Raw genomic sequence first — 23,199 nt, 5'->3', positions numbered from 1 at the left:
ATACAAGGAAAGTGGCGCACGCTTGTTGATACAGGAACGCGCCCTTGCTGCCAATACTGCTGCTTGCAACCCAACTGCATCAAACTGCAATACTACTTGCTGCATATGACAGCGTTGTTGCGGTATCTCCAGTTGTTTACTTGAAGCTGTAATTGGCGCTCGCATAAAAGCGCCGGCCGCGCGGGTCCGTGTAGGTCGGGTCATAGCCGGAGAGGAAAAAGTAGGCCTGGTTCGAGTAAGGCGGGCTGGTATTGAACAGATTCTGTATGCCCGCGCGCAGCTTGAACTGCTTGCTGACGGCGTACGCGCCCGACATGTCCCACAGCGTGTAGGCCTTCACCCGGTTTGCTTTGACGACGCTGCCATCGTCGATATTGATGGCCGAATTCTGGTCATCGTAGCCGCTCGAATAGGTGTTCGACAGGCTGGCCGAATACGGACCATTGTCCCAGTCGAGGGTGATCGTATGGCGCCAGCGCTGCACCACGCCGTCCGTGACGAATTTATTGAGGTTGCTGATAAAGACCTCGCCAGGGCTGGTCTGGATTTTCGAATCGAGTACGTACGTGCCGCTCAGGTGCGCGCCAAAACGTCCCCAGGCCGTCTTCACGCCATGCAGGTCGGCCGTGATATCGATGCCCGTCGCTTTTTGCGCGCCGCGGTTTTCCTTGCGCAGCTCTATGTAGTCGATCTCATTGTCCTTGTTGCGGTGTACCAGGTCGCCGTACTTGGCCAGGTTGCCGAGGATGATGTCGTCGCCGATTTCGCTGATCAGGTCCGTGCGCTTGATGTTCCAGTAGTCGGCACTGAAGGTCCAGTGCTGGCTCGGCTCGAGCACCAGACCGGCCGTGAACTGGCGGCTGCGCTCCGGTTTCAGCTTGTCGTTGCTGTAGCGGCGCGTATCCCAGTTATCCGCGCAGACGGAGTAATCATTGTTCTCGCTCGCGCAATACACGGGATCGGGCAAGGTCGCCGTGCTGCTGTAGGCAGTGGGCCGGTGCAGGTCGGACATCGATGGCGCGCGGAAGCCCTTGCCGGCCGAAGCGCGCAGCAGCACCTGCTTGCTGGGCATGTAGGTCAGTCCGATCTTCGGGCTGAGGGCGCCGCCTACCTGCTGGTAATGGTCGTAACGGCCCGATAACTGCGCCTGCCACTGCTTGGTAAACGGCAGCAGCAATTCGCTGTAGATGGCTTGCACCTTGCGGCTGTCGCTGGTGGCCACGCCGCCTTCAGGCGCCGCGTCGTTGTTGATGTTATCGCTCATCAGCAACGCCGAAGGACGGAATTCGGTGCGCTCGCGGCGCACTTCGCCCCCCACGGCCAGTGCCATGTCGCCGCCCCCCAAGGCCATCAGCGCGCGCGATGCCTTGAAGTCCAGCGCATCCATGGTGCCGCGCGCATGCCGTACTTCGTCATTGACCTGGATGCTGTCGAGCAGCGCCTTGCCCTTCGCGCTCGATGGGCCAAACGGGTTGATGTCGCCGGAGGCGATGCCTTCCAACAGCTTGTCGTACAGGACATAGCCATGCGTATCGCGGTCCTTCACGACATTGACGCTGTGATTGAAGCCCACGTCATAATCCCAGCCAGCGAGCGTGCCGCTGGCGCCCACCACGAAGCGCTGGCTCTCGCTGGTCAACTGGCTGGTGCGCATGCCCGCCTCGTTCAGCCGCATGCGCAGCTCCAGTTCGCGCGCAGTCTGATTGCCTTCTTCGTCGACAATGCTATCGAGGCCGGTATTGGCCAGCTGCGGCACCTTGCTGTAATCGAGATAGCCGATCACACGCGCCGACGAGCCCACGTAATAGCTGCGCGAGCGACTCAGCGCCACTTCCGCGTACAGCTGGTGGTCGTTACTCAGTTTCAGCACGCCGCGCGTGAGCAGGTTCTGTTTGTCCGTCTTCGGATACAGTTCCGTGTCGCCCATGTAGTCATAGGTACAGGCATCGACACCGCCCGTTCCCGCCCGCAGGTACAGGTTGGCCGGCGGCGAACAGTTCGGGATCGACGGATTGATCTGGCGGTTGCTGATCGGCTGGCCATTGAGCAGGAAGCCATTCTCCTGCAAATAGTCGCGCTGCTCCCCCGACAGGCGGATATTCGCCGGGCTGGTAAAACTCGACAGCAAATGCCCCAGGCGCTGCGGAACCTGCAGGTTCGGAATGAACTTGCGCTGCGAGGAACTGAGGCGGTCGGTTTTTTGCAGGTCGACCACGGCAAAGATATTGTAGCCATCCGTGCCCAGGTCGCCCGTGCCGGCCGTGATGCTGGCCGTGCGCTTGCCCGCGCCGCCTTCATCGGTGCGGCTGCCGTAGACGTTCAGCTCCACGCCCTGGTAATCCTTGCGCGTAATGAAATTGATGACGCCGCCGATGGCGTCCGTGCCGTACAGGGCCGAGGCGCCGTCGAGCAGCACTTCCACGCGTTGCAGGGCGGCGGCGGGAATGTTATTCAGGTCCACGCCCGCATCGTCGCCGGGCGAGGCAAAATTGGCCATGCGCCGGCCATTGAGCAGCACCAGGGTCGACGATGTGCCCACGCCGCGCAGGTTGGCGCTGTTGAAGCCGCGCTGGTCGCCGCCGATATTGATGCTGGCGCCATCGGTCAGGCCGCCCACGTTGGCCGAGACGCGCGCCATCAGTTCGGCCGCCGTCGTCACGCCCGCCTTTTCGATCTCTGCGCGCGTGATGATCTGCACCGGCAGTGCCGTCTCCGATTCGAGCCGCTTGATGGCCGACCCGGTGATCTCCACGCGCTGCATTTTTTTCGGTGCAGGCTCTTCATCCTGCGTCTGCTCCTGCGCCTGCGCGCCGCCGGCCAGCATGCCCAGCGCAGCCGACACGCTCAAGGCGCCCAGCGCCAGGCGCACGCCTTGCGCCAGCGCCGATTCGCGTGGCAGTACGCAACTGCCGTCTTGTTTTTCTGCTTGCATGCAAACTCTCCCAGATGGTGTTAACCCTGATTTTTATAATGACTGCGGCACTGCCTTGCGCTGCTTTGCTGCTGTTTTCCGGGTGCCCGACACGCCATGCTCGCCGCCGTACAGATAGGCGGCGATGACTTCGCTCAGGCGGGCCGCTTTTTCAACGTTCTTCTTGTTCGATACCATCAGCGCCACGGCAAGCGCCTCGATCATGGCCAGTGCCGTGCTGGCGCTGCTGGGCAGGACGGGATGCGTGCTTTGCGCATACAGCGCATGATCGGCCAGTTCGGCCAGGGGCGAGGCGGGCGAGTCGGTGAGCGCCACGATGCAGGCGCCGCGGTCGCGCGCGAAGCTGGCCAGGCCGATGCAGTCGAGCGTGTAACGGGGGAACGAGATCACCACCAGCACGTCGTGCGCCGTCAGGTTGACCAGATGGCCGGCCGCCACTTCCGAGCCGCCGATGCCCACCACTTCCACCACATGCGGGCAAAACGGCTGCAGATGCTGCACCAGCATGCCGGCCAGGTTGGCCGACAGGCCAAACCCCATCACATACACGACCTTGGCGCGCGTCAGGCGACGCACCACGGCCTGCATGGCGGGCGGCGACAGGGCATCGGACGTGGCTGCAATGTTCGCGGCCGCATATTCCAGGCTTTCCGTGATGGGCGAGGTGGCTCGCGCGCGCCGCTCTATCGTGCGGCGCAGTTTGTCGACTGGCTGCAACAGCGATTGCAGGGTTTCGGCCATGGCGCCGCGCATGGCCGAATAATTCTTCTGGCCGATATCGCGTGCGAAGCGGCTGATGGTGGCCGTCGATACCTGGCAGCTGTCGGCCAGTTCCTCGATACCCAGCGCCGTCACCCGCATCTGGTTGCGCAGCAGGTAATCGGCGATCTGCCGCTGCGAAGCCGAGCCGCTGGCCAGCACGTGCATCAGCGCCTGCCCCAGCGGAGACTGCGCGAAGGCGGCATCGGGTGCCGACAGCGTGCCAACCCGTGGCGTGTGGGGACTGCTGCGTGCAGGACTGGCGGATGCTCTCATATCACTGGCGGCCTGTATTCTGGGGTACTGTGGATCACTGGCGGAAGGCGAAATCGGGTCGCTGGAACTTACTGTACTCATATCAAAAAGAAAACTCAACAAATATTTGTAAAAGGATTTTCATTGATTTACTTCGTGAAAATATTGCTACATAATCGACCGAAATCCATCAACCGCGCCCCGTTTTGGGGCGAATTCACCATGCAAGTACAACAGCACCCCATCTCCACCGCGCACGCCAGCGTAGCGTGCCAATTGAGCAGCTTCCACTTCGGCGGTCCGGCCGCCGGTAGCCGCAGCGGCAAGAAGGTGTACATCCAGGCGGCGCTGCATGCGGATGAAGTGCCGGGCATGCTGGTGTCGCAATTCCTGCGCCGCGAACTGCTGGCGCTGGAAGCGGCGGGCAAGATCCACGGCGAAATCATCCTGGTGCCGGCCGCCAACCCGATCGGCCTGGCGCAAGCTATCCATGGCGCGCCGTTCGGCCGCTTCGACCTGACCACCGGCATCAACTTCAACCGTGCCTACCGCCACGTGGCCGATGAACTGAAAACCACGCTCGACGGCCTGCTGGGACAGGATGCGCAGGCCAACGTGGCCCTGATACGCGAGCATGCGCGCGCCGCCGTCGCCGCCTGGCGGCCGGGCACCGATGCGGAGACCTTGAAGAAAACCCTGCTGGGCATGGCGATCGACGCCGACATCGTGCTCGATCTGCATTGCGATAACGAGGCGGCCCTGCACATCTACACGGGCACGCCGCTGGCGGCGCAGATCGCGCCCCTGTCCGCGCTCCTGGGCGCGCGCGCCGTGCTGCTGGAACTGGCGGCCGGCGAAGAGCCGTTCGACGAAGCCTGCAGCCGCTTGTGGTGGGATCTCGACGCGCACTTCGGCGGACGCTATCCGATTCCCGCCGCCTGCCTGTCGACCACGGTCGAACTGCGCGGCGAAGTGGAAGTGAGCTACGCCCTGGCCGAACGTGACGCCACCGCCCTGCTGCGCTTTCTCGCCATCGAGGGCGTGCTGGAGATAGCCGGCGCCGGCGACGACCTGCCCGCGCCGCAGTGCGAACCGACGCCGCTGGCCGGCGTGGAACCGATCCTCGCGCCGCATCACGGCGTGCTGGTCTACCTGCGCGAAATGGGCGAGGTGCTGGCCGCCGGCGACGCCGTGGCCGACCTGATCGACCCCGTCAGCGGCGAGACGACGACCTTGCGCTGCACCGTCGCCGGCGTCTTTTTTGCGCGCAGCGCCCACCGCCATGTCCTGCGCGGCATGAACGTCGGCAAGGTCGCGGGCAGCATCGCCTTCCGCGGCGGCAGCCTGTTGAGCCAATAAATGACACCCATGAGAAAATTCAAGCTCCCCAATACCTTCGTCCTGCTGTGCGGCATCCTGGCCATGATCGCCCTGGCGACGTGGCTGGTGCCGGGCGGGAAATTCGACACCCAGCTGGTGAACGGCAAGCAGTTGATCATCCCCGGCACCTTCCACTATGTCGACAACAAGCCGCAGGGACTCGCCGCCCTGATGATGGCGCCCATCAAGGGCTTTGTCGACGCCAGCCTGATCATCGGCTTCGTGCTGATCGTCGGCGGCGCCTTCGCCGTGCTGCAAAAAACGGAAGCCTTCGATTCGCTGATCAAGGCCATCGCCAAGGCGCACACCAGTTCGCGCTTCGTGCGCGCCGCCATCATCCCCGTGTTCTTCACCATGTTTTCGCTGGGCGGCGCCACCTTCGGCATGAACGAGGAAGCCATCCCCTTCATCCTGATCTTCGTGCCGCTGGCCCTGGCCCTGGGCTATGACACCATCACGGGCGTGTCGATTCCCTTCATCGGCTCGCAGGTAGGCTTTTCCGCCGCCTTTTTGAACCCGTTCAATGTCGGCATCGCGCAAGGCATCGCCGGCGTGCCGATCTTTTCCGGCATCGGCTACCGCCTGATCGTGTGGGCCATCGCCACGGCGGTCAGCATCGTGTTCTTGATGTGGTACGCGGCGCGCATCAAGCGCCACCCGGAAAAAAGCCCGACCTACCTGCTCGACATCGAAAAGCGCAGCGAGCACACACTGGACCTGAACAGCTTTGCCGGCATGACGCGTACGCACCGCGCCGTGCTGTGGATTTTCATGGCGACCCTGCTGACGATGGTCATCGGCGTCGTCAAGTACGACTGGTTCATCGATGAAATCGCCGCCCTTTTCCTGGTGATGGCCATCATCGTCGGCCTGGTCGGCCGGCTCGACATGGACAGCCTGGTGGCGTCGTTCGTGCAGGGCGCGCGCGACATGGTCAGCGTGGCGCTCGTCATCGCGCTGGCGCGCGGCACCATGATCCTGGCGCGCGACGCGCAGATCATCGACACCATGCTGCATGCCTTGACGCCACTGGTGGCGTCGTCGAGCCCCGTCTTCGCCGCGCAAAAGATGTTCTTCATGCAGTCGGTGATCAACTTCTTCATCCATTCCGGCAGCGGCCAGGCGGCGCTGACCATGCCGATCATGGCGCCGCTGGCCGACCTGGTGGGCGTGACGCGCCAGACCGCCATCCTGGCCTTCCAGTTCGGCGAATTCACCACGCCGATGATCCCCACGTCCGGCATCACCGTCGGCGTGCTGGCACTGGCGCGCGTGCCCTGGATTACGTGGGCCAAGTGGATGATTCCGCTGCAGCTGATTTACCTGGTGCTGGCGCTGCTGCTGCTGATTCCGCCGTGCCTGATGCACTGGCAGTAAGCACGGCGGCACCATCGCCGTGGCTTTCTTATTTGCGGTACGCCTGTCCGTAGGCGCCATGGATGCCGCCCTTTGCCCAGTCGGCCATCAGGTCGTAAAACCCGGGCGTGATGACGGTGGACTTGCGCGTTCCATCCGGCGCCTGAACGTAGCCGCGCATGCCGTGATCGGCCTGCGGGAAAACGTAGACAGAGATGGCCTGGCCCTGGCCACGTAACGCCGTCAGGCGCTCCACGGTGACAGCCGGCGGTGCCTGGCGGTCGTCCTCCGCCAGGGCCCATAACTGCGGCGCCGTGACTTGACTGACAACCTGCACGGGATCGAGCGACCAGTCGATATCGAGCTTGTCGAACCGCGGTATGCCATGCTTGCGCAACTCCTCGGCCGGCATGCCCAGCAACACCCCCGTGTAGCCTCCCTTGATGAGGCCAAACCACGCTTCCTTGCCAAACTGCTGCTGGAATGCCGACAGGTCGTCCAGTCCATCCTGGTAGCTGGATTTGACGATTCTGGCCGTGATATCCGTCACCGTCCTGGCCTTGGCGATGACGTCGTCGCCATAGCCTTTATCCTGCAATTCCCTGGCGACCTGCGCCGCATCCTGTTCCGTGATATCGACTGCCAGGCCATAGCCAATGCCGAGAAATTGCGCCTTGGCGCGCGCCTGCGCCAGCGGGGCGATCCAGCCACCCTGGCTCACGCCCATCAGGCCGAAGCGGCCGTAGCGCCCTTGCGCCAGCCGTTTTGCTTCACGCGACGCAGCCACCAGGTCATCGGCCAGGCGTGGGAAATTCTGCGTATATTCGCCTTCGGACAGCCCCGTACCGCGCTTGTCATACACGAAAACGGACACGCCCCGTCCAACCATCTGGTAAGGGTCGCGCGCGCGGTCTATCCAACCGCTGCTTTCGGAACCATGGGCATACACGACCAGCGGCGTATCCTTGCCGGCGCCCGGCGCTTCCAGCAAACGGCCCGCGAGCATGATGCCATGCGATTCAAAACGCGTATCCGCTTCGGCCAATGCCACTTTCGGCCAGCGTTCCTTGCCGTTGACAAGCACGGCGTCCTTTCCGCACGCGAGCAACGCGCCGGCATCCTGCGTGTTGCCGACGGTCCCGTCGCTGAAGGTATAGGCGTACCCTTTTCCCCCTTGGGTGAGGGCGACGAAGCCCGTCTGGTCCTGGCGAAAAATACCCGTCTCGCAAGGCGCCGGACTGAATGCCTCCGGCATCGGTGCGGCAGTCGCCGTAAGCGATGCGACAAGGAGAGGCCAGAGAAAATAAGAAGTCATGGAGTCAGTATCCGCTAGGGAGCTGTCGCGTTGTTGATCAGGAAAATGGCGATATCAGGCCAAGACTGGGGGCGCGCACAAACCGCGTCAGCTGTTCAACGCCGATAAATATCGGGAAAATACCGCTCCATCAGCGTCTCCGGCCTGAGTGGCGCCGTAAAGCCGTGACGCGCATACAAGCCATGCGCCGTGCTGGTGGCCAGCATGAAACGGCGCAAACCCTGCAAGTCGGGATGCGCCATCACGGCCTCCATCAGGCGCTTGCTGTAGCCGCGGCCGCGGCACTCTTCCAGCACATACACGTCGACCAGATAGGCAAACGTGGCGTAGTCGCTGACCACGCGGGCGAACGCCACTTGACGACCGTCCAGCGTGCCGCCGAAGCATAGCGAATGGTCAATGGCACGCTGTACGGTGGCCTGCGCGATGCCGATGGCCCATGTCGATTGCGTACTGAGAAAATGGTGAATGGCCGGAACGTCAAGTTCCGCCTTGTCGCTACTGATCTTCAAGTGTGGCATCACGCTGTCCGCCTGTCGTGGTAAAACCTGATCATCGGCGATTTGCGCGCTGCTGTCACCTGGGCAGGAAAGAATCGGGCTGCCTCCCCTTCTGACTGCTGATGACGGGGGTACTCTGCCTGCTGCTGCCGTAGCTGCGACTGGCACGCTGCCGCCATGCTTACAGCGCGGCTTTTTCTTCGGCGTTCAGACGCTTGGCGCTGACATACACGGTATGCATGGTGGCTTGATCGGCGCTGGCAACGAGGGCGGCGGAAGCGGCTGGCGCTGCGCGGAACTTCGGCACGGCGGCGGTAGCCAGGCTGGTGGCAGCGGCGATGGCGATGACGGCGACGAAGATGGCTTCCATGTTTTTAGCGATGTTCATGATGGTGTCCTTTGGATGGCTGGTTGTCTGCTGCGATGATGGAACTGTAGGCGCATCGGCCCACCATCTCCACCGGATTGCGACAAACCGCCCAAAAGAAGGGACAGAATACCAAGTGACCCGATGAAAGGCAGGAAGCCGCGCTGGCCGCGCTGCTGCTGGCCTTGCTCGACCCGCAGCCTGTCGTGCGCCAGCCTGCCGTCTGGGCCTTCAGTGAAATGCGTTTTCCCGAAATGGCTCCCGCCGTGGCGGCGCTGCTGGCCGATCACGACGCCTCGGTGCGCGCCGAGGCTGCCGCTGCGCTGGGCATTGAACGAAATGCGCCAGGGCGTGGCTGTCCACTGCCGCCGGCGCGATGCCGATGGTCACTGAGGGCTGTCTGGTGAAAATAGGCTGCCTGGCTGGAAGCGCGCGTTCTGCCTGCGGCTACTGTGTGTTGGGTATTGCTGCTGTCACCTGGGCTGGAAAGAACCGGGGGCGCCGCCCGTTCCGATTGCCCATGATGGGATACTGCAAGGTGCTGCAAGATGCGGTGCGGCTACTGCTGTTACTGATACTGCCTGCATGGCATTGCCACGCTTACAGGGCGGCTTTTTCTTCGGCGCTCAGGCGCTTGGCGCTGACGTACACGGTATGCATGGTGACTTGCTCGGCACTGGCGGTGATCGGTGCCGGCGCGGCGCGGAACTTCGGCACGGCGGCGGTGGCCAGGCTGGTGGCAGCGGCGATGGCGATGATGGCGACGAAGATGGCTTCCATGTTTTTAGCGATGTTCATGATGATGTCCTTTGAGTGGCTGGTTGTGTGCTGCGATGATTGAACTGTAGGCCGATCCCCCCTGAACTGCCATCGGATTGCGACCAAACGCACGATTCGCGGGACAGAATACAAAAAGCCGGGATGGAACGCACAACCTGCCCGCGCCGTGGCATTTGAGGCTTGCCAGCTCCATTCCTGGCCATTTCAGCGCCCTGCAAGCCCCTAAAAGCCCTACCGCCGGCCAACCTTGTTTATAATCGCCCTACACTAAAGGACTTCTTTCATGACTGATCAATTCTCCAAAAAGGGCGAAGCCTGGTCGGCCCGGTTTTCCGAACCGGTCTCGGACCTCGTCAAGCGCTACACAGCTTCTGTATTTTTTGACAAGCGCCTGGCGCTGTTCGACATCGAAGGTTCGCTGGCCCATGCGGAAATGCTGCATGCGCAAGCCATCATCAGCCCGGCCGACTACGCGGAAATCCAGCGCGGCATGGCGCAAATCTCGCAGGAAATCGCCGCCGGCCAGTTCGAATGGCTGCTGGACCTGGAAGATGTCCACCTGAATATTGAAAAGCGCCTGACCGAACTGGTAGGCGATGCGGGCAAGCGCCTGCACACGGGCCGTTCGCGCAACGACCAGGTGGCGACCGACATCCGCCTGTACGTGCGTTCCGCCATCGACGACATCACCGCCCTGCTGGCGACGTTCCGCAGCGCGCTGACGGACCTGGCCGAGCAGCATGCCGACACCATCATGCCCGGCTTTACGCACATGCAGGTGGCCCAGCCGATCACCTTCGGCCACCACATGCTGGCGTATGTTGAAATGTTCGGCCGCGACGCCGAGCGCATGGCCGACTGCCGCAAGCGCGTCAACCGCCTTCCGCTGGGCGCCGCCGCCCTGGCCGGCACCACCTTCCCCATCGACCGCCTGCGCGTGGCAAAAACGCTGGGCTTTGACGACGTCTGTCACAACTCGCTCGACGCCGTCTCGGACCGCGATTTCGCCATCGAATTTTGCGCCGCCTCCGCCGTGCTGATGATGCACGTGTCGCGCATGGCCGAAGAACTGGTGATCTGGATGAGCCCACGCATCGGCTTCATCGACATCGCCGACCGCTTCTGCACCGGCTCGTCGATCATGCCGCAAAAGAAAAACCCGGACGTGCCTGAACTGGCGCGTGGCAAGACGGGCCGCGTCTACGGCCACCTGACCGGCCTGTTGACCCTGATGAAAGGCCAGCCGCTGGCCTACAACAAGGACAACCAGGAAGACAAGGAACCGCTGTTCGACACCGTCGACACCGTTATCGACACCCTGCGCATCTTCGCCGACATGGCTGGCGGCATCACGGTGAAACCGGAAGCCATGCGCGCAGCAGCCCTGCAGGGCTACGCCACGGCGACCGACCTGGCCGACTACCTGGTCAAGAAGGGCTTGCCGTTCCGCGACGCCCATGAAGCGGTGGCCCTGGCCGTGCGCGCCTGCGTCGACGCCGGCTGCGACCTGGCCGACCTGTCGCTGGAGCAGTTGCGCGCGTTTTCCCCGTTGACGGACGAAGACGTGTTTGCCGTGCTGACACTGGAAGGCTCCGTCGCCGCGCGCGACCACGTGGGCGGCACCGCGCCACGCCAGGTCCGCGCCGCGATCGCCCGCGTGCGCACGCAGCTGGAAAAATAAACCGCGCTTGCGCACCCAAGCGCCCCGCTGCATCGCTGCAGCGGGGCGTTTTTCATTGGGCGACGATTTTCGACAGCACGGAAAAGGCGGCCCCCGTCTGCGATGCTTCCAGCAGCAAGGTCAGCTCCGTGTAGGTGCAGATAATGTTGATCAGGTTGATGCGTTCCCAGGCCAGGCGCTTGAGGATGGCGTGATACACGCCTGGCGTGTAGCAGGTTTCGGGTGCCAGGTGCAGGGTCACGGCCGTCACGCGCTCGAGGCGCGCAAGTTCCTGCTCGCCGCCAAAAACCTCGTCCACCAGCGCATGCAGACTGCGGCTGCAGATCACCATCACCTCGTTGACGCCACGCGTGACCGTGATGAAGGTGCCCCGCTGGGGCGCGGCCAGCGCCAGCAACTGGCGCTGGCAGTCATAGGTCTGGTCGGAATAGCGGTAGGTAAAAATCATCAATTCACTGCGCGTGGACAGCTCTCCCGCCCGGTGCGCCAGCACGATCTCGCCGCTTTTCTGCTGCGGCATCCGTTCCGCCAGACGGCGCAGGGCCATCACCACGGCAGCCTGCCCCACCGGTTTCCATAGGTCGCTCTGCAATTGCGGCTGCAGCTGGCGCGCCAGTTCCGACAAGTTCAGCAAGCCCCGGCCCAATCCCTCGCTGAGAAAGGCCGATTCCATCACGATCTGTTCCACTTTGGTCGCTATCGAAAGCATAGTTCGTCGGGCCGGGGATTCCGGTGCACGCACCAGGAGCCGGCAACCCTTCCTGAAAAAAGGATGCACTGCGCCAGCGGCCGCGCCGGGCGGCGCGGTCGGACTCGCGGAAAAGAACCCCCTCGCGGGGGAAGAGCCGGTTGGCGGCGGCTAGGAAGGCGGATGCAGCATGAATGCCGCTCCAGAGGGGAAATGGCTGAAACCAACAGCAGAAAACAGAACTGACGTCATGTGAAACTCCCGATTTTTTTTCCCGATGCGCTGTATCTGGACGCGGTCATTGCCGCGTGCGCTTTTTTTGTCTTCGCGTGGTCCGCTGGGGGCTACGCGAAGACCTAGTGTAGATCGCAACATTTAGAAAATGCAACAGTGTTTTTCCAACAGAGCGCGCCATTAGGGGAAGTAGTCCAAAACAAAAGTTGCAGCTTGTGGTAGATCAAACTTTGCGCTCATGCAGCGCCGATAAATGTTCAATTCTTAACAAAAATTCGCCTGGTGACCCATTTCTTGAATTTTTTGACATGGCGATCTCGACAAGTTTAGTGTCCCCCTACCCGGTGTCATGCCACCACAAAACGGCAGGCTATCCGCCTGCCAGGCACGCCGGGGTGGCCATCAGGCATCGCGGCCAGCTCATTCACCATTTCCTTAACCGATACCATGGAGCAGAAATGAATTTACGTTTGACGATAGTTGCCGCATCCATCGCCGCCCTGCCGCTGATGGCCACCACGGCGGACGCCGCCACGCCGCTGCCACAGACCCTGATGGCTGCCCCGGTGACCCTGGCCTCTCCACAAGAGAACGCCGGCCTGGTCAACAAGCTGGCCGCACAGGCACGCAGCCGCGGCTTGAATACCGAGCATGGCTTTGCCGTCGGCGCCCAGCATCCGGGCGTCAGCGGCACGCGCGTGAGCCGCGTACAGCACACCTACAAGGGCTTGCCCGTCTTCGGTTCCGAGACGGTCGTGGTCAGCAACAACGCCGGCGACATCGTCAGCGAATCCGTGTCGGACCGCGCTTCCGGCCTCGGTAGCGGCGGCGTCAATTCCGTCACCCGCAGCGCCACCACCGATATCGACACCACGCCGGCCGTCAGCGCCGCCGCCGCCATCGCCGCCGCCGTGAAAAGCATCGGCGTGCAGGCCGTCGACCACGTGCCGCCGCATGCGCAACTGCTGATCTACCCCGTGATGAAAACGGTGCGCGTGGCCGGCGCCGAGAACAAGTCGGAAGCGGCGCTGAACGCGCTCGACGTGCAGGACGTGGTCGACCACTACGAGCTGGCCTACCTGGTGCAAACGCGCATGATCAGCGGTAACAAGCCGGTCTACTACGACACCATCGTCAGCGCCAAGGATGGCCGCATCCTGCGTCAATGGAAAGCCCTGAAAACCGTGGCCGGCATCGGCAACAGCCAGTACAACGGCCAGGTACCGCTGAACACGACGCTCACGGGCAGCACCTACACCATGAAAGACCCGAGCCGCGGCACGGGCGGCAGCTTCGGCGGCATGGCCATCACGAATGCCAACCACGGCACCAGTTCGGGCAGCGTGTACAGCAGCACCAGCAACACTTGGGGAGACGGCCAGCAATACATCAACGGCGGCAGCACCACCAACGCCAACGGCCAGACGGCGGCAGTGAACGCGATGTGGGGCCTGATGAACACCTACGACACGCACAAGAATGTACTGGGCTGGTCCAGCCTGGACGGCAACAACACGGCCACCCACATCGCCGCCCACGTCAACACGGCCTACGACAACGCCTATTACGACAGCAGCTGCAAGTGCATGTACATCGGCGACGGCGGCAGCTCGTTCAACAACCTCGGCTCCATCGACGTGATCGGCCACGAAATGGGTCACGGCATCACGGACGCCACCTCGGGCCTGATCTACTCGCAAGAGTCGGGCGGCTTGAATGAATCGAGCTCGGACATCGCCGGTGAAATGGTGGAAGCGTATGCGCGCGCCGGTGGCACAGGCACCAGCATCCCCAACACGGGCAACGATTGGATGACCGGCAAGGAAATCGCCAAGAATGGCCAGCCGCTGCGTTGGCTGTACAAGCCAAGCAAGGATGGCAGTAGCCCGAATGCATGGAGCAGCACCATCAAGAACCTCGACGTCCACTACAGCAGCGGCCCGAACAACCGCATGTTCTACTTCCTGTCGCAAGGTTCGAACTCCACGTCCAGCAGCGACTACTACAGCTCTTACCTGAACAAAAGCCCGCTGGCCATGACCGGTATCGGCAGCGACAAGGCTTACCGCATCTGGTTCAAGGCCGCCACCACCAAGTTCACCTCGTCGACCAACTACGCCGACGCGCGCAACAAGGTGCTGCTGGCAGCCGAGGAACTATATGGCGTGGGCAGCGCCGAAGCGACCGCCGTCAAGCGCGCGTACGCGGCCATCAACGTGGGCGCCGACGTCGATGAATCGACCACGGGCGGCGCGGTGACCATCACCAGCCAGCCGGCCAGCATCACCGTCGCACCGGGCGCCACCGCCTCGTTCGCCGTGGGCGCGGGCGGCGGTACGGCACCGTACACCTACAAGTGGTTCCGAAACGGCGCCGTGATCAGCGGCGCCACGTCGCCTGCCTACAGCTTCACGACCGTAGCGGCCGACAGCGGTGCCGTGTTCAAGGCCACGGTGACGGATTCCTCGTCGCCTGCCGTGACGGCCACGTCGAACAACGCCACGCTGACGGTGGGCACGAGCAGCGCCACCGAACGCGTGACGAACGGCGGCTTCGAGTCCGGCGCCACGGGCTGGAGCGGCACCACGGGCGCCATCGGCACCTTCACGGGCCAAACCGCATACGAAGGCACGAAGTACGCCTGGCTGGGCGGCAATGGCGCCACGGCCAGCGAATCGCTGACGCAAAGCGTGGCCATTCCGGCTGCCGCCACTTCGGCCAGCTTGACCTTCGCGCTGCATATCGACACGGCTGAAACGGGCAATACCGTGTACGACAAGCTGGTCGTCACCGTGAAGAACAGCGCCGGCACGGTGCTGGGCACCCTGGCCTCGTACTCGAACGTGAACAAGGCGGCCGGCTACCAGATCCGCACGTTTGACCTGATCGCCTACAAGGGCCAGACCGTGCAGATCTCGTTTGCCGCGACCGAGGACGCATCGCTGCAAACCTCGTTCGTGATCGACAAGGTCAGCCTGGTTACCCAGTAAGCGGCTAAACATGCGGGCAAGCCATCGATGCAAGGCTTGCCCGCACAGCACGATTGATTTCCTGGCAATTTCAGTCTACCCTGAGGCAGTGATTGCATCTTGCCTGCTGCCGGTACCCGCGACGAATTGAACTTTTTTTGGATTGTTCCTGACCGATGCCTACTTCGACCTTGTCCGCACGCGCATTCCCCTTTTCACATCACCCCATTTTCACGCCCCAGGCCCTCGTCATGTTCGCCTGACGCGGTCATGCAGTTCCACCTCCAGGTGCAGGGCCCGGCGGGCAGCCAGGCGCTGGCCATCGACGCCGCCAGCGAGGCCGAAGCGATCCGCGCGGCCGTGCGCGGCGGCTGGCGCGTGCTGGCCGTGGACGACAGCAGCAGCGGGGAAGGCAGCGCGCCGGCGCGTCCGGGCAAACAGGGCCTGCCCCTGCTGCAATTCAGCCAGGAGCTGCTGGCCCTGCTCGAAGCGGGCCTGAACCTGGGCGAGGCCATGGCGACCCTGCACAACAAGGAAACGCGCCCAGGCGCCAAGGCCACCCTGGCCGCCATCGTGCTCACCCTGCAGCAAGGGCAAAGCTTTTCCGACACCCTGGCCGGTTTCCCCGACATCTTCCCCGACATTTACATCGCCACCGTGCATGCGGCCGAACGCTCGGGCAACCTGCCCGAGGCGCTGGCGCGCTTCGTCGGCTACCAGCTGCAATTCGACGCCATCCGTAAAAAACTCATTTCCGCCGCCATCTACCCGTGCATGCTGCTCGTCGTCGGCGGCCTGGTGACGCTGTTCCTGCTCGGCTACGTGGTACCCAAATTCAGCGTCGTCTACGAAAGTTCGGGGCGCGACATCCCGTGGATGTCGCAAATGCTGCTGGGCTTTGGCCAGACCCTGGCCGCGCATCCGCTGCTGTGCGCCAGCGCGCTGGCCGCCGTGGTGGCCGCCGTAGTCTTTGGCATCGCCAATGCCGGTGCGCGCCAGGCCCTCGTCCTGCGCCTGCTGCGCCTGCCCGTGCTGGCCGACAAGGCAGCGGAATTTCGCCTGGCCCGCTTCTACCGTGCCCTCAGCCTGCTGCTGCATGCGGGCATCCCGCTGCACAAGGCGCTGGCCATGGTCGCGCCCATGCTGCTGCCGGCGCAGCAGGAGCAACTGGCGCAGGCGCGCCGCGCGGTACAGGAAGGCATGCCGTTTTCCACCGCGCTGGAACACGCCGGCATGGCCACGCCGGTGGCGCAATCGCTGCTGAAAGTGGGCGAGAACACGGGCCGCCTGGGCGACATGCTGGAACGCTCGGCCAAGTTCCATGACGAGGAATTCGCCCGCTGGGTGGACTGGGCGTCGCGCCTGCTCGAACCGCTCTTGATGACCATCATCGGCGTGGTGATTGGCGGCGTGGTAGTGCTGATGTACATGCCGATCTTTGAACTGGCCGGGAGCTTATCGTGAGAGTCATGACATGAACGCACGCGACGAAGAACGGGCCGTGCTCGATGCGGCCATGCTGCGCCGGGCCCACGCCAGCGCACTGGAACAGGGCCGCCCGCAGATGGCCGTGCTGCAGGAAACGGCAGCCCTGCCGCCCGAAGTCTTCTTGCGCCAGCTGGCCGCCCTGTTCCGCTACCCGGCCTGGACGATGGCCGAACTGCAGGCCGCCTTGCCCGCCTTTGCCCTGCTGCCCTACACGGATTGCGCCCAGCGCGACTGCGTGCTGCTGCAACCGGGCGTTCCCGGCGCGCCGCCCGTGCTCGTCATCGGCAACCCGTTTGCCGAAGACTTGCTGCAATGGGCCGACTTCGCCCTGTCCACACCCTTCACGGTGGCGCTGGCGCACCCGGACGACCTTGCCGCCTATCTGCTGCAGCAGGAAAGCGTGCAACAGGCGATGCAGGAAATGCAGCACGGTGATGATGTGCCGGGCCTCGACCAGAGCATCGAGGACATTTCATTGATCCGCATCAGCGAAGACAGCAGCCCGGTGGTCAAACTGGTGAACTCCACCATCTACGATGCCCTGAAATTCCAGGCCAGCGACATCCACCTCGAATGCGACGTGGCCAGCCTGGTCATCAAGTACCGCGTCGACGGCGTGCTGGTGCAGGCAGGCCAGGTGCAGGGACTGGCGATGGCCGAACAGATCATCTCGCGCATCAAGGTGATGGCCGACCTCGACATCGCCGAGCGGCGCATCCCGCAGGATGGTCGCTTCAAGGTGCGCGTGAAAGGGGCGGAGATCGACTTTCGCGTTTCCATCATGCCCAATATCTTTGGCGAAGACGGCGTGCTGCGCCTGCTGGACCGGCGCGCGCTGACGGAGGCGGCGCAGGCGCTGCGCCTGGAAAGCCTGGGCCTGAACGAGGACGCCATCGAGCAGATCCGCCGCCTGGCCGCCAAGCCGCACGGCATGCTGCTGGTGACGGGGCCCACGGGTTCCGGCAAGACCACCACCCTGTACGCGGCCATCACGGAAATCAATACGGGGCGCGACAAGATCGTCACCATCGAAGACCCTGTCGAATACCGCTTGCCGCGCGTGCTGCAGATCCCCGTCAACGAAAAAAAGGGACTGACCTTCGCGCGCGGCCTGCGCTCCATCCTGCGCCACGATCCCGACAAGATCATGATCGGCGAAATCCGCGATGACGAAACTGCGCAGATCGCCGTGCAGGCGGCGCTCACGGGCCACCTGGTGTTTACCACCGTGCATGCGAATAACGTCTTCGACGTGGTGGGGCGCTTCCTGCACATGGGCGTCGATGCCTACAGCTTTGCGGCGGCCCTGAACGGCATCGTGGCGCAGCGCCTGCTGCGCCTCAATTGCGCCCATTGCGCCATCGACGCCAGCGCCGAGGTGCTGGCCGATGCGCAGCAATTGCGCGACAGCGGCCTGGCCCTGCACCAGGTACAGGACTGGCAATTCATGGCCGGCAAAGGCTGCGGCCATTGCCGCGGCACCGGTTACAAGGGCCGCAAGGCCGTCGCCGAAGTGCTGATGCTCAGCGACGCGATGCGCGAAATGATCTGCACGCGGGCGCCCTTGAGCCAGATGAAGGAAGAAGCGGCGCGCAACGGCTTTCGCCTGGCGCGCGAAGCGGGCCTGGACCTGGTGCGGCGCGGCGAAACCACTTTAGCGGAGCTCAATCGTGTCACTTATTGAACGCCTTACCCGCGCCACCCTGTGCCTGCACCTGGCGCCGCACGGATTGCACGGCGTGCAGCGCCGCGCTGGCCGTCCCGTGGCAGACAGCGCATTCCATTTGCCGATCCTGAACCCCGACGCCAGCTGGGAAGTGGCGCTGGCCGCCCTGCGTGGCTGGCTCGAACAGCACAATGAAAAAAAACTGCCGTTGGCCATCAGCCTGGCCAGCCGCTGGTGCGCCATGCTGATGGTGCCGTGGAGCGGCGCCCTGCTCGACCGAACCAGCGCGCAGCGTTTCCTGCATAGCCAGTTCGCTGCCGTCTACGGCGATGGCGCGCGCGCCTGGCGCCTGGCTGCCGACGATGCACCCTATGGCAAGCCACGCCTGGCCTGCGGCATCGATGCGGCCCTGCTGCAAGGCGTGCAGGATGCGGCGGCCGCGCATGGACGGCGCTGCCTGTCCCTCGAACCCATCGTCGGGCCGGCCTGGCGCAGCATCGCCGGCGGAAAACCTGCCGCCTTCGCCCTGGTGGAAGCGGGACGGCTGCTGCTGGCAACGACGAGTGGCGGGCGCATCACGGCCCTGCACAGCCAATCCTGCGGCGCTGCCTGGGGCGACGAACTGGATCGGGCATGGCGGCGCTGGAACTTGCGCGCGCCGCAACTGGACGCCATCGAACACGTGGCGCTGCTCGACCTGAGCGGCGTGCCGCAGGACGAGTTGCCGGCGCGCTTTCAGCCCCTCCCCGTGGCCGGCGCCGCCCACCTGATGCGGGAGGCCGCATGGGCCTGAGCCGCCTGGAATTGCTGGCGCCCGGCACGGTGCAGACCTTCAAGGGCTGGCGCCTGGCCCTGTGCCTGGCGGGCGGCTTGATGCTGCTGCCGGCCGCCGTGTACTGGCTGGTGCAGGCACAGGAAACGCGGCGCCTGGAAGCGCAACTGGCGCAGCTACAACCCGCGCGTCCCGTGCGCACGCCCCTCTCGGCAAGCCAGCAACGCGAACGCGACCTCGAACTGAAACAGGTGGCCGCCGCCGTGCGCCAGCTCAACCTGCCCGTCACGCGCCTGGTCAGGACGGTGCAGGCGCCGCGCGATGTGCGCGTGGCCTTGCTGGGGCTGGACCTGAACGCGCAGCAGGGACAGGATGGCGCCAGCGTCCTGAAGATCGCCGCCGAGGCGGAAACACCGCAGGACATGCTCAACTACCTGACCTTCCTGAACCAGCAGCCCATGTTCAGCTCCGTGTATCTGCTCAAACACGAGATGAATGCGAACGCCCCCGAACACCCTTACCGTTTTCAGCTGGAGGCGCAATGGCGGCAATAAAACCCGTATTCAAAGCCGGCACGCCCGTGGCCCGCGCGCGCCTGCAGCTGCGCATGCCCCCGCGCCTGGCGTGGGAGGCTTCGCGTCTGTGGCGCACCCTGGGCTGGCCTTGCGCCCTCGGCGCCGCCGGCCTGGCGCTGACCGCTTTCGCCGTGCAGCAGGGCGATGCGCTGGCCCGACACCAGCAGCAATTGCGCGCCCAGCTGGCCATAATGGCGAAACAGGCGGCGCTGCCGCCGGCACCCATCACGCTCGATGTGGATGCAGACAGCCTGGCCGCCTTTCACGCCTACCTGCCCGCGCATGACAGCATTCCCGAACAATTGAAGGCCTTGCTGGAAGTGGCGCAAAAAAGCGGCGTCACCCTGGCCAAGGCCGACTACAAGCCGCAGGAAGACGGTAACACGGCCTTCCTGCGCTACCAGATCACCCTGCCCGTAAAGGCGGAATACGCGCAGCTGCAAACCTTTATCGTCGACGCCCTGCAGGCGCTGCCCACCCTGACCTTGGACTCCGTGCTCTTCAAGCGCGAGCAGATCGAAGCGGGCGAGATCGACGCGCGCATCCAGTTCATCCTGCTGGTGAAAAAGGCGGAGGTGCGCAGATGAAAAAAGCCGTATTGGGAGGCGCCGCCGTGGCGACCTTGCTTGCCGCCCTCTTCGCGCCCGAGGATGAAGGCAGCATCGTGGGACCGGCCACGGCCACCACGCGCCAGGTGGAGCGGGTGGCGCCAGCCCCCCTCGCTGCAGCCACCGTTCCGCAGGCCAATCGCGCACTGGTCATCGCACCGCGCCGGGGACTCGACGACGAAGAAGAAGCCGCCACCCTGTTCGCCAAGCAAAGCTGGCAGCCAGAGACGCCGAAAAAGATCATGCTCGACCAGCAGGTGGCCCAGGCCGCGCTGCCCGCTGCCCGCGTGGATGCGAACGCGCCGCCACCGCTGCCCTTTCAATTTCTGGGCCGCTTTGTCGATGAAGGCAAGGCGGCCTACTTCCTGCAGGCGGGCGAACGCAACGTGGTGGCGCGTCCCGGCGATACGCTCGAAGAGCGCTACCGCTTCGATGGCGTGGTGCAGGGTTCTCTGCAATTTACCTATCTGCCGCTCAACCTGAAACAGACACTCGCCGTAGGGGATCTCAATTGAAACAACGCATACCACGTACTGGCATCACCCTGCTGCCGATGCTGTTCCTGCTGGCCGCCTGTGCCGGCAACCAGGCGTATAACGATGGCCAGGCCATGCTCGGTGCGGGGCGCACGGAACAGGGCCTGGCCCTGCTGGAACAGGCGGCGCAGGCCGAGCCGACCAACGCCAAGTACCGCATCGCCGTCACAAATGGCAGGATGCGTGCGCTGAACAAGCTGAATGGCGCTGCGGAAGCGCTGCGCCAGCAAGGCAAGCTGCCCGAAGCGCAAGCGCTGTACCAGCAGGCCTTGGCGCTGGATGCCAGCAACGACGTGGCACAGCGGGGCCTGGCCGGCGTGGCACAGGATGAACGGCACCGCAAGCTGGTGCAGGAAGCGCAGGCCAGCTACCAGCGCGGCGGCGAGGCGAATATCGCGCAAGCGCAGGAAGCGTTGCGCCAGGTGCTGCAGGAGCGCCCCGCACAGCGCGAGGCGCTGGCCCTGAAAAACCGCATCGGCGAGGCGCAATCCAAAAGCCTGCCGGCCGGCGGCAAACTGGCGGCCGCCTACCGCAAACCCGTGACCCTCGAATTTCGCGACGCGCCGCTGCGTTCCGTGTTCGACTTCATCAGCAAAGTCTCGGGCCTGAACTTCGTCTTCGACAAGGAAGTCGACCCGGCCCTGCGCGCCACCATTTCCGTGCGCGACACCAGCATCGAAGAGGCGATCGCCATGCTGCTGGGCGCCAACCAGCTGGAACAAAGCGTCACCAGCGACAAGTCGATCACGATTTACCCGAACACGCCGCAAAAGGTGAAGGATTACCAGCAGCTGGTGGTGCGCACCTTCTTTCTCGCCAATGCGGACGTCAAGACCGTGGCGTTTTCCATCAAGACCCTGCTCAAGGCCAAGGATGTCGTCACGGATGAACGCCTGGGCATCATCATGCTGCGCGATACGCCGGAAATGGTGCGCATGGCCGAGCGCATCATCAATGTGCAAGACCTGGCCGATCCGGAAGTGATGCTGGAAGTCGAGGTGCTGGAAGTCAAGCGCACGCGCCTGATGGAACTGGGCGTGCGCTGGCCGGACCAGGCCAGCCTGACACTGGCCGGTGCTGCAGGTATTACGGGAGGCCTGGGCGGCCTGAAGGTGGCGGACCTGCACCGCATCAATGGCGACAATATCAATCTGGGCATCGGCGGCGTCACCCTGAACGCCAACAAGACGGACAGCGACAGCAATATCCTGGCCAACCCGCGCATCCGCGTGCGCAACAAGGAAAAAGCCAAGATCCTGATCGGCGACCGCGTGCCCGTCATTACCGTGACGACGAATAACGGCGTCAGTTCCGACAGTGTCAACTACATCGATGTGGGCCTGAAACTCGACGTGGAACCGAACGTCTACCTGGACGACGAAGTGGCCATCAAGATCAACCTGGAAGTGTCGAACGTGGTCAAGGAAGTCATCAGCAAGACGGGCACGCAGGCTTACCAGATCGGCACGCGCAGCGCCTCCACGGTCCTGCGCCTGAAGGATGGCGAGACGCAGGTGCTGGCGGGCCTGATCAGCGATGAAGACCGGGGCACAGCCAACAAGGTGCCTGGCGTGGGCGAACTGCCCGTGCTGAACCGCCTGTTCGGCAGCCAGAAGGACGACGCCATGCGCAGCGAGATCGTGCTGTCGATCACACCGCGCCTGCTGCGCAGCATACGCCGTCCGGACCTGACGACAGCCGAATTCAACTCCGGCACCGAGGCCTCCGTGGGAGGCCGCGCCAGCGTGGGCGGCTCCCCAGAGGCTATCGCCGCGCCGGAGCAAGCCCCGGCGCGCACCGGCTCGCCCATGACGGGCGGCGACGAGGCTCCGGCCGCCGGCGAAAAATCAGGCAAGGGTGGCCAGTGAAAGAGCGGGGCTTTACCTTCATCGAACTGATGATCACCTTGGCCATCATGGCGACCCTGGCCACGGTGGCCGTGCCGATGGCGCAGGTGGCGCAGCAACGGGCGAAGGAACAGCAATTGCGCAGCGCCCTGATCGAGATGCGCGAGGCGATCGATACCTACAAGCGCGCCTCGGACAATGGCCGCATCAAACTGTCGCTGGGCGCTTCCGGCTATCCGAAAAAACTCGAGGAACTGGTCGAGGGCGTGCCCGACCAGCGCAGCCCGTCCAAGCAGAACATCTATTTCCTTCGCCGCCTGCCGCGCGACCCGTTCCAGCCCAGGGAAGAAGGCAGCGCGGCCGATAGCTGGAGCAAGCGCGCCTATGCCTCGCCGCCCGACAATCCCAGCGAAGGCGAAGACGTGTTCGACGTCGCCTCGCGCTCGACCAAGGTGGGCCTGAACGGCATGCCGCTCAATCAATGGTGAACC

At 63.9% G+C, this 23,199-nt stretch carries 20 protein-coding genes; 13 read left to right on the top strand and 7 right to left on the bottom strand.

The genetic code is table 11. The features are described from left to right. Positions 1-136: 136 nt before the first annotated feature. A complete protein-coding gene (locus tag CSQ93_RS01910; RefSeq protein ID WP_099376472.1) occupies positions 137-2,932 on the bottom strand; it encodes a TonB-dependent receptor in 2,796 nt (931 codons plus the stop codon). Positions 2,933-2,965: 33 nt separating this feature from the next. After that, positions 2,966-3,967: a MurR/RpiR family transcriptional regulator gene (locus CSQ93_RS01905; RefSeq protein WP_099376471.1), complete on the bottom strand. Its 1,002-nt coding sequence runs from the start codon at positions 3,965-3,967 to the stop codon at positions 2,966-2,968. 201 nt (positions 3,968-4,168) lie between these two features. Between CSQ93_RS01905 and CSQ93_RS01900 the strand changes: the two genes are divergently transcribed. Both CSQ93_RS01900 and CSQ93_RS01895 read left to right on the top strand, forming a co-directional pair. Beyond that, positions 4,169-5,305, top strand: a complete 1,137-nt coding sequence (locus CSQ93_RS01900; protein ID WP_099376695.1) for a succinylglutamate desuccinylase/aspartoacylase family protein — start codon at positions 4,169-4,171, stop codon at positions 5,303-5,305. 9 nt (positions 5,306-5,314) lie between these two features. Further along, a complete protein-coding gene (locus CSQ93_RS01895; RefSeq protein WP_233515993.1) occupies positions 5,315-6,703 on the top strand; it encodes a YfcC family protein in 1,389 nt (462 codons plus the stop codon). Between the two features lie 28 nt (positions 6,704-6,731). Here CSQ93_RS01895 and CSQ93_RS01890 read toward each other — a convergent pair whose 3' ends face one another. The 3 genes from CSQ93_RS01890 to CSQ93_RS01880 all read right to left on the bottom strand — a co-directional run bounded on the left by CSQ93_RS01890 (position 6,732) and on the right by CSQ93_RS01880 (position 8,885). Continuing rightward, positions 6,732-7,937, bottom strand: a complete 1,206-nt coding sequence (locus CSQ93_RS01890) for an alpha/beta hydrolase family protein (protein WP_158301077.1) — start codon at positions 7,935-7,937, stop codon at positions 6,732-6,734. Between the two features lie 155 nt (positions 7,938-8,092). Beyond that, positions 8,093-8,518, bottom strand: coding sequence for a GNAT family N-acetyltransferase (locus CSQ93_RS01885; protein ID WP_035822256.1), 426 nt, complete (start codon positions 8,516-8,518; stop codon positions 8,093-8,095). A gap of 160 nt (positions 8,519-8,678) precedes the next feature. Continuing rightward, complete coding sequence (locus CSQ93_RS01880) at positions 8,679-8,885, bottom strand: hypothetical protein (RefSeq protein WP_035822258.1); 207 nt, start codon at positions 8,883-8,885, stop codon at positions 8,679-8,681. Between the two features lie 143 nt (positions 8,886-9,028). Here CSQ93_RS01880 and CSQ93_RS29780 point away from each other — a divergent pair, with 143 nt between their 5' ends. Beyond that, positions 9,029-9,271, top strand: coding sequence for a HEAT repeat domain-containing protein (locus tag CSQ93_RS29780; protein ID WP_099376468.1), 243 nt, complete (start codon positions 9,029-9,031; stop codon positions 9,269-9,271). Positions 9,272-9,464: 193 nt separating this feature from the next. On the opposite strand, the gene CSQ93_RS01870 is transcribed toward CSQ93_RS29780, so the two are convergent. After that, on the bottom strand, positions 9,465-9,662 hold the full coding sequence (locus CSQ93_RS01870) for a hypothetical protein (RefSeq protein WP_099376467.1): 198 nt from the start codon (positions 9,660-9,662) through the stop codon (positions 9,465-9,467). Positions 9,663-9,927: 265 nt separating this feature from the next. Between CSQ93_RS01870 and argH the strand changes: the two genes are divergently transcribed. Next, on the top strand, positions 9,928-11,325 hold the full coding sequence (argH, locus tag CSQ93_RS01865; protein WP_099376466.1) for an argininosuccinate lyase: 1,398 nt from the start codon (positions 9,928-9,930) through the stop codon (positions 11,323-11,325). Positions 11,326-11,377: 52 nt separating this feature from the next. On the opposite strand, the gene CSQ93_RS01860 is transcribed toward argH, so the two are convergent. Beyond that, positions 11,378-12,034, bottom strand: coding sequence for a hypothetical protein (locus CSQ93_RS01860; RefSeq protein ID WP_035822266.1), 657 nt, complete (start codon positions 12,032-12,034; stop codon positions 11,378-11,380). A 671-nt stretch (positions 12,035-12,705) separates the two neighbouring features. Here CSQ93_RS01860 and CSQ93_RS01855 point away from each other — a divergent pair. The 9 genes from CSQ93_RS01855 to CSQ93_RS01815 all read left to right on the top strand — a co-directional run bounded on the left by CSQ93_RS01855 (position 12,706) and on the right by CSQ93_RS01815 (position 23,196). Next, complete coding sequence (locus CSQ93_RS01855; RefSeq protein ID WP_099376465.1) at positions 12,706-15,237, top strand: M4 family metallopeptidase; 2,532 nt, start codon at positions 12,706-12,708, stop codon at positions 15,235-15,237. 249 nt (positions 15,238-15,486) lie between these two features. After that, entirely contained in the window at positions 15,487-16,680 is a 1,194-nt protein-coding gene (locus CSQ93_RS01850; RefSeq protein ID WP_099376464.1) for a type II secretion system F family protein, read from the top strand. A 10-nt stretch (positions 16,681-16,690) separates the two neighbouring features. Beyond that, a complete protein-coding gene (locus tag CSQ93_RS01845; RefSeq protein ID WP_099376463.1) occupies positions 16,691-18,388 on the top strand; it encodes a GspE/PulE family protein in 1,698 nt (565 codons plus the stop codon). Then, complete coding sequence (locus CSQ93_RS01840) at positions 18,375-19,163, top strand: hypothetical protein (RefSeq protein WP_158301075.1); 789 nt, start codon at positions 18,375-18,377, stop codon at positions 19,161-19,163. Before CSQ93_RS01845 ends, CSQ93_RS01840 begins: the two co-directional genes overlap by 14 nt. After that, a complete protein-coding gene (locus CSQ93_RS01835) occupies positions 19,154-19,696 on the top strand; it encodes a hypothetical protein (RefSeq protein WP_099376461.1) in 543 nt (180 codons plus the stop codon). The genes CSQ93_RS01840 and CSQ93_RS01835 overlap by 10 nt, the downstream gene beginning before the upstream one ends. Further along, positions 19,684-20,304 carry a type 4a pilus biogenesis protein PilO gene (gene pilO, locus CSQ93_RS01830; RefSeq protein WP_233515992.1) on the top strand — a complete coding sequence of 207 codons (621 nt, stop codon included), beginning with the start codon at positions 19,684-19,686 and terminating at the stop codon, positions 20,302-20,304. The genes CSQ93_RS01835 and pilO overlap by 13 nt, the downstream gene beginning before the upstream one ends. Further along, entirely contained in the window at positions 20,301-20,840 is a 540-nt protein-coding gene (locus CSQ93_RS01825) for a hypothetical protein (protein WP_099376460.1), read from the top strand. Before pilO ends, CSQ93_RS01825 begins: the two co-directional genes overlap by 4 nt. After that, on the top strand, positions 20,837-22,729 hold the full coding sequence (locus CSQ93_RS01820) for a secretin and TonB N-terminal domain-containing protein (RefSeq protein WP_233515991.1): 1,893 nt from the start codon (positions 20,837-20,839) through the stop codon (positions 22,727-22,729). The genes CSQ93_RS01825 and CSQ93_RS01820 overlap by 4 nt, the downstream gene beginning before the upstream one ends. Next, complete coding sequence (locus CSQ93_RS01815) at positions 22,726-23,196, top strand: type II secretion system protein (protein ID WP_267891626.1); 471 nt, start codon at positions 22,726-22,728, stop codon at positions 23,194-23,196. The genes CSQ93_RS01820 and CSQ93_RS01815 overlap by 4 nt, the downstream gene beginning before the upstream one ends. Positions 23,197-23,199: the final 3 nt, after the last annotated feature.

It is taken from the genome of Janthinobacterium sp. BJB426 (assembly GCF_002735705.1).
Taxonomy (GTDB): Bacteria; Pseudomonadota; Gammaproteobacteria; order Burkholderiales; family Burkholderiaceae_D; genus Janthinobacterium.
Note: the sequence above shows the minus strand (reverse complement) of the source record. Positions and strands in the feature narration are given on the sequence as shown.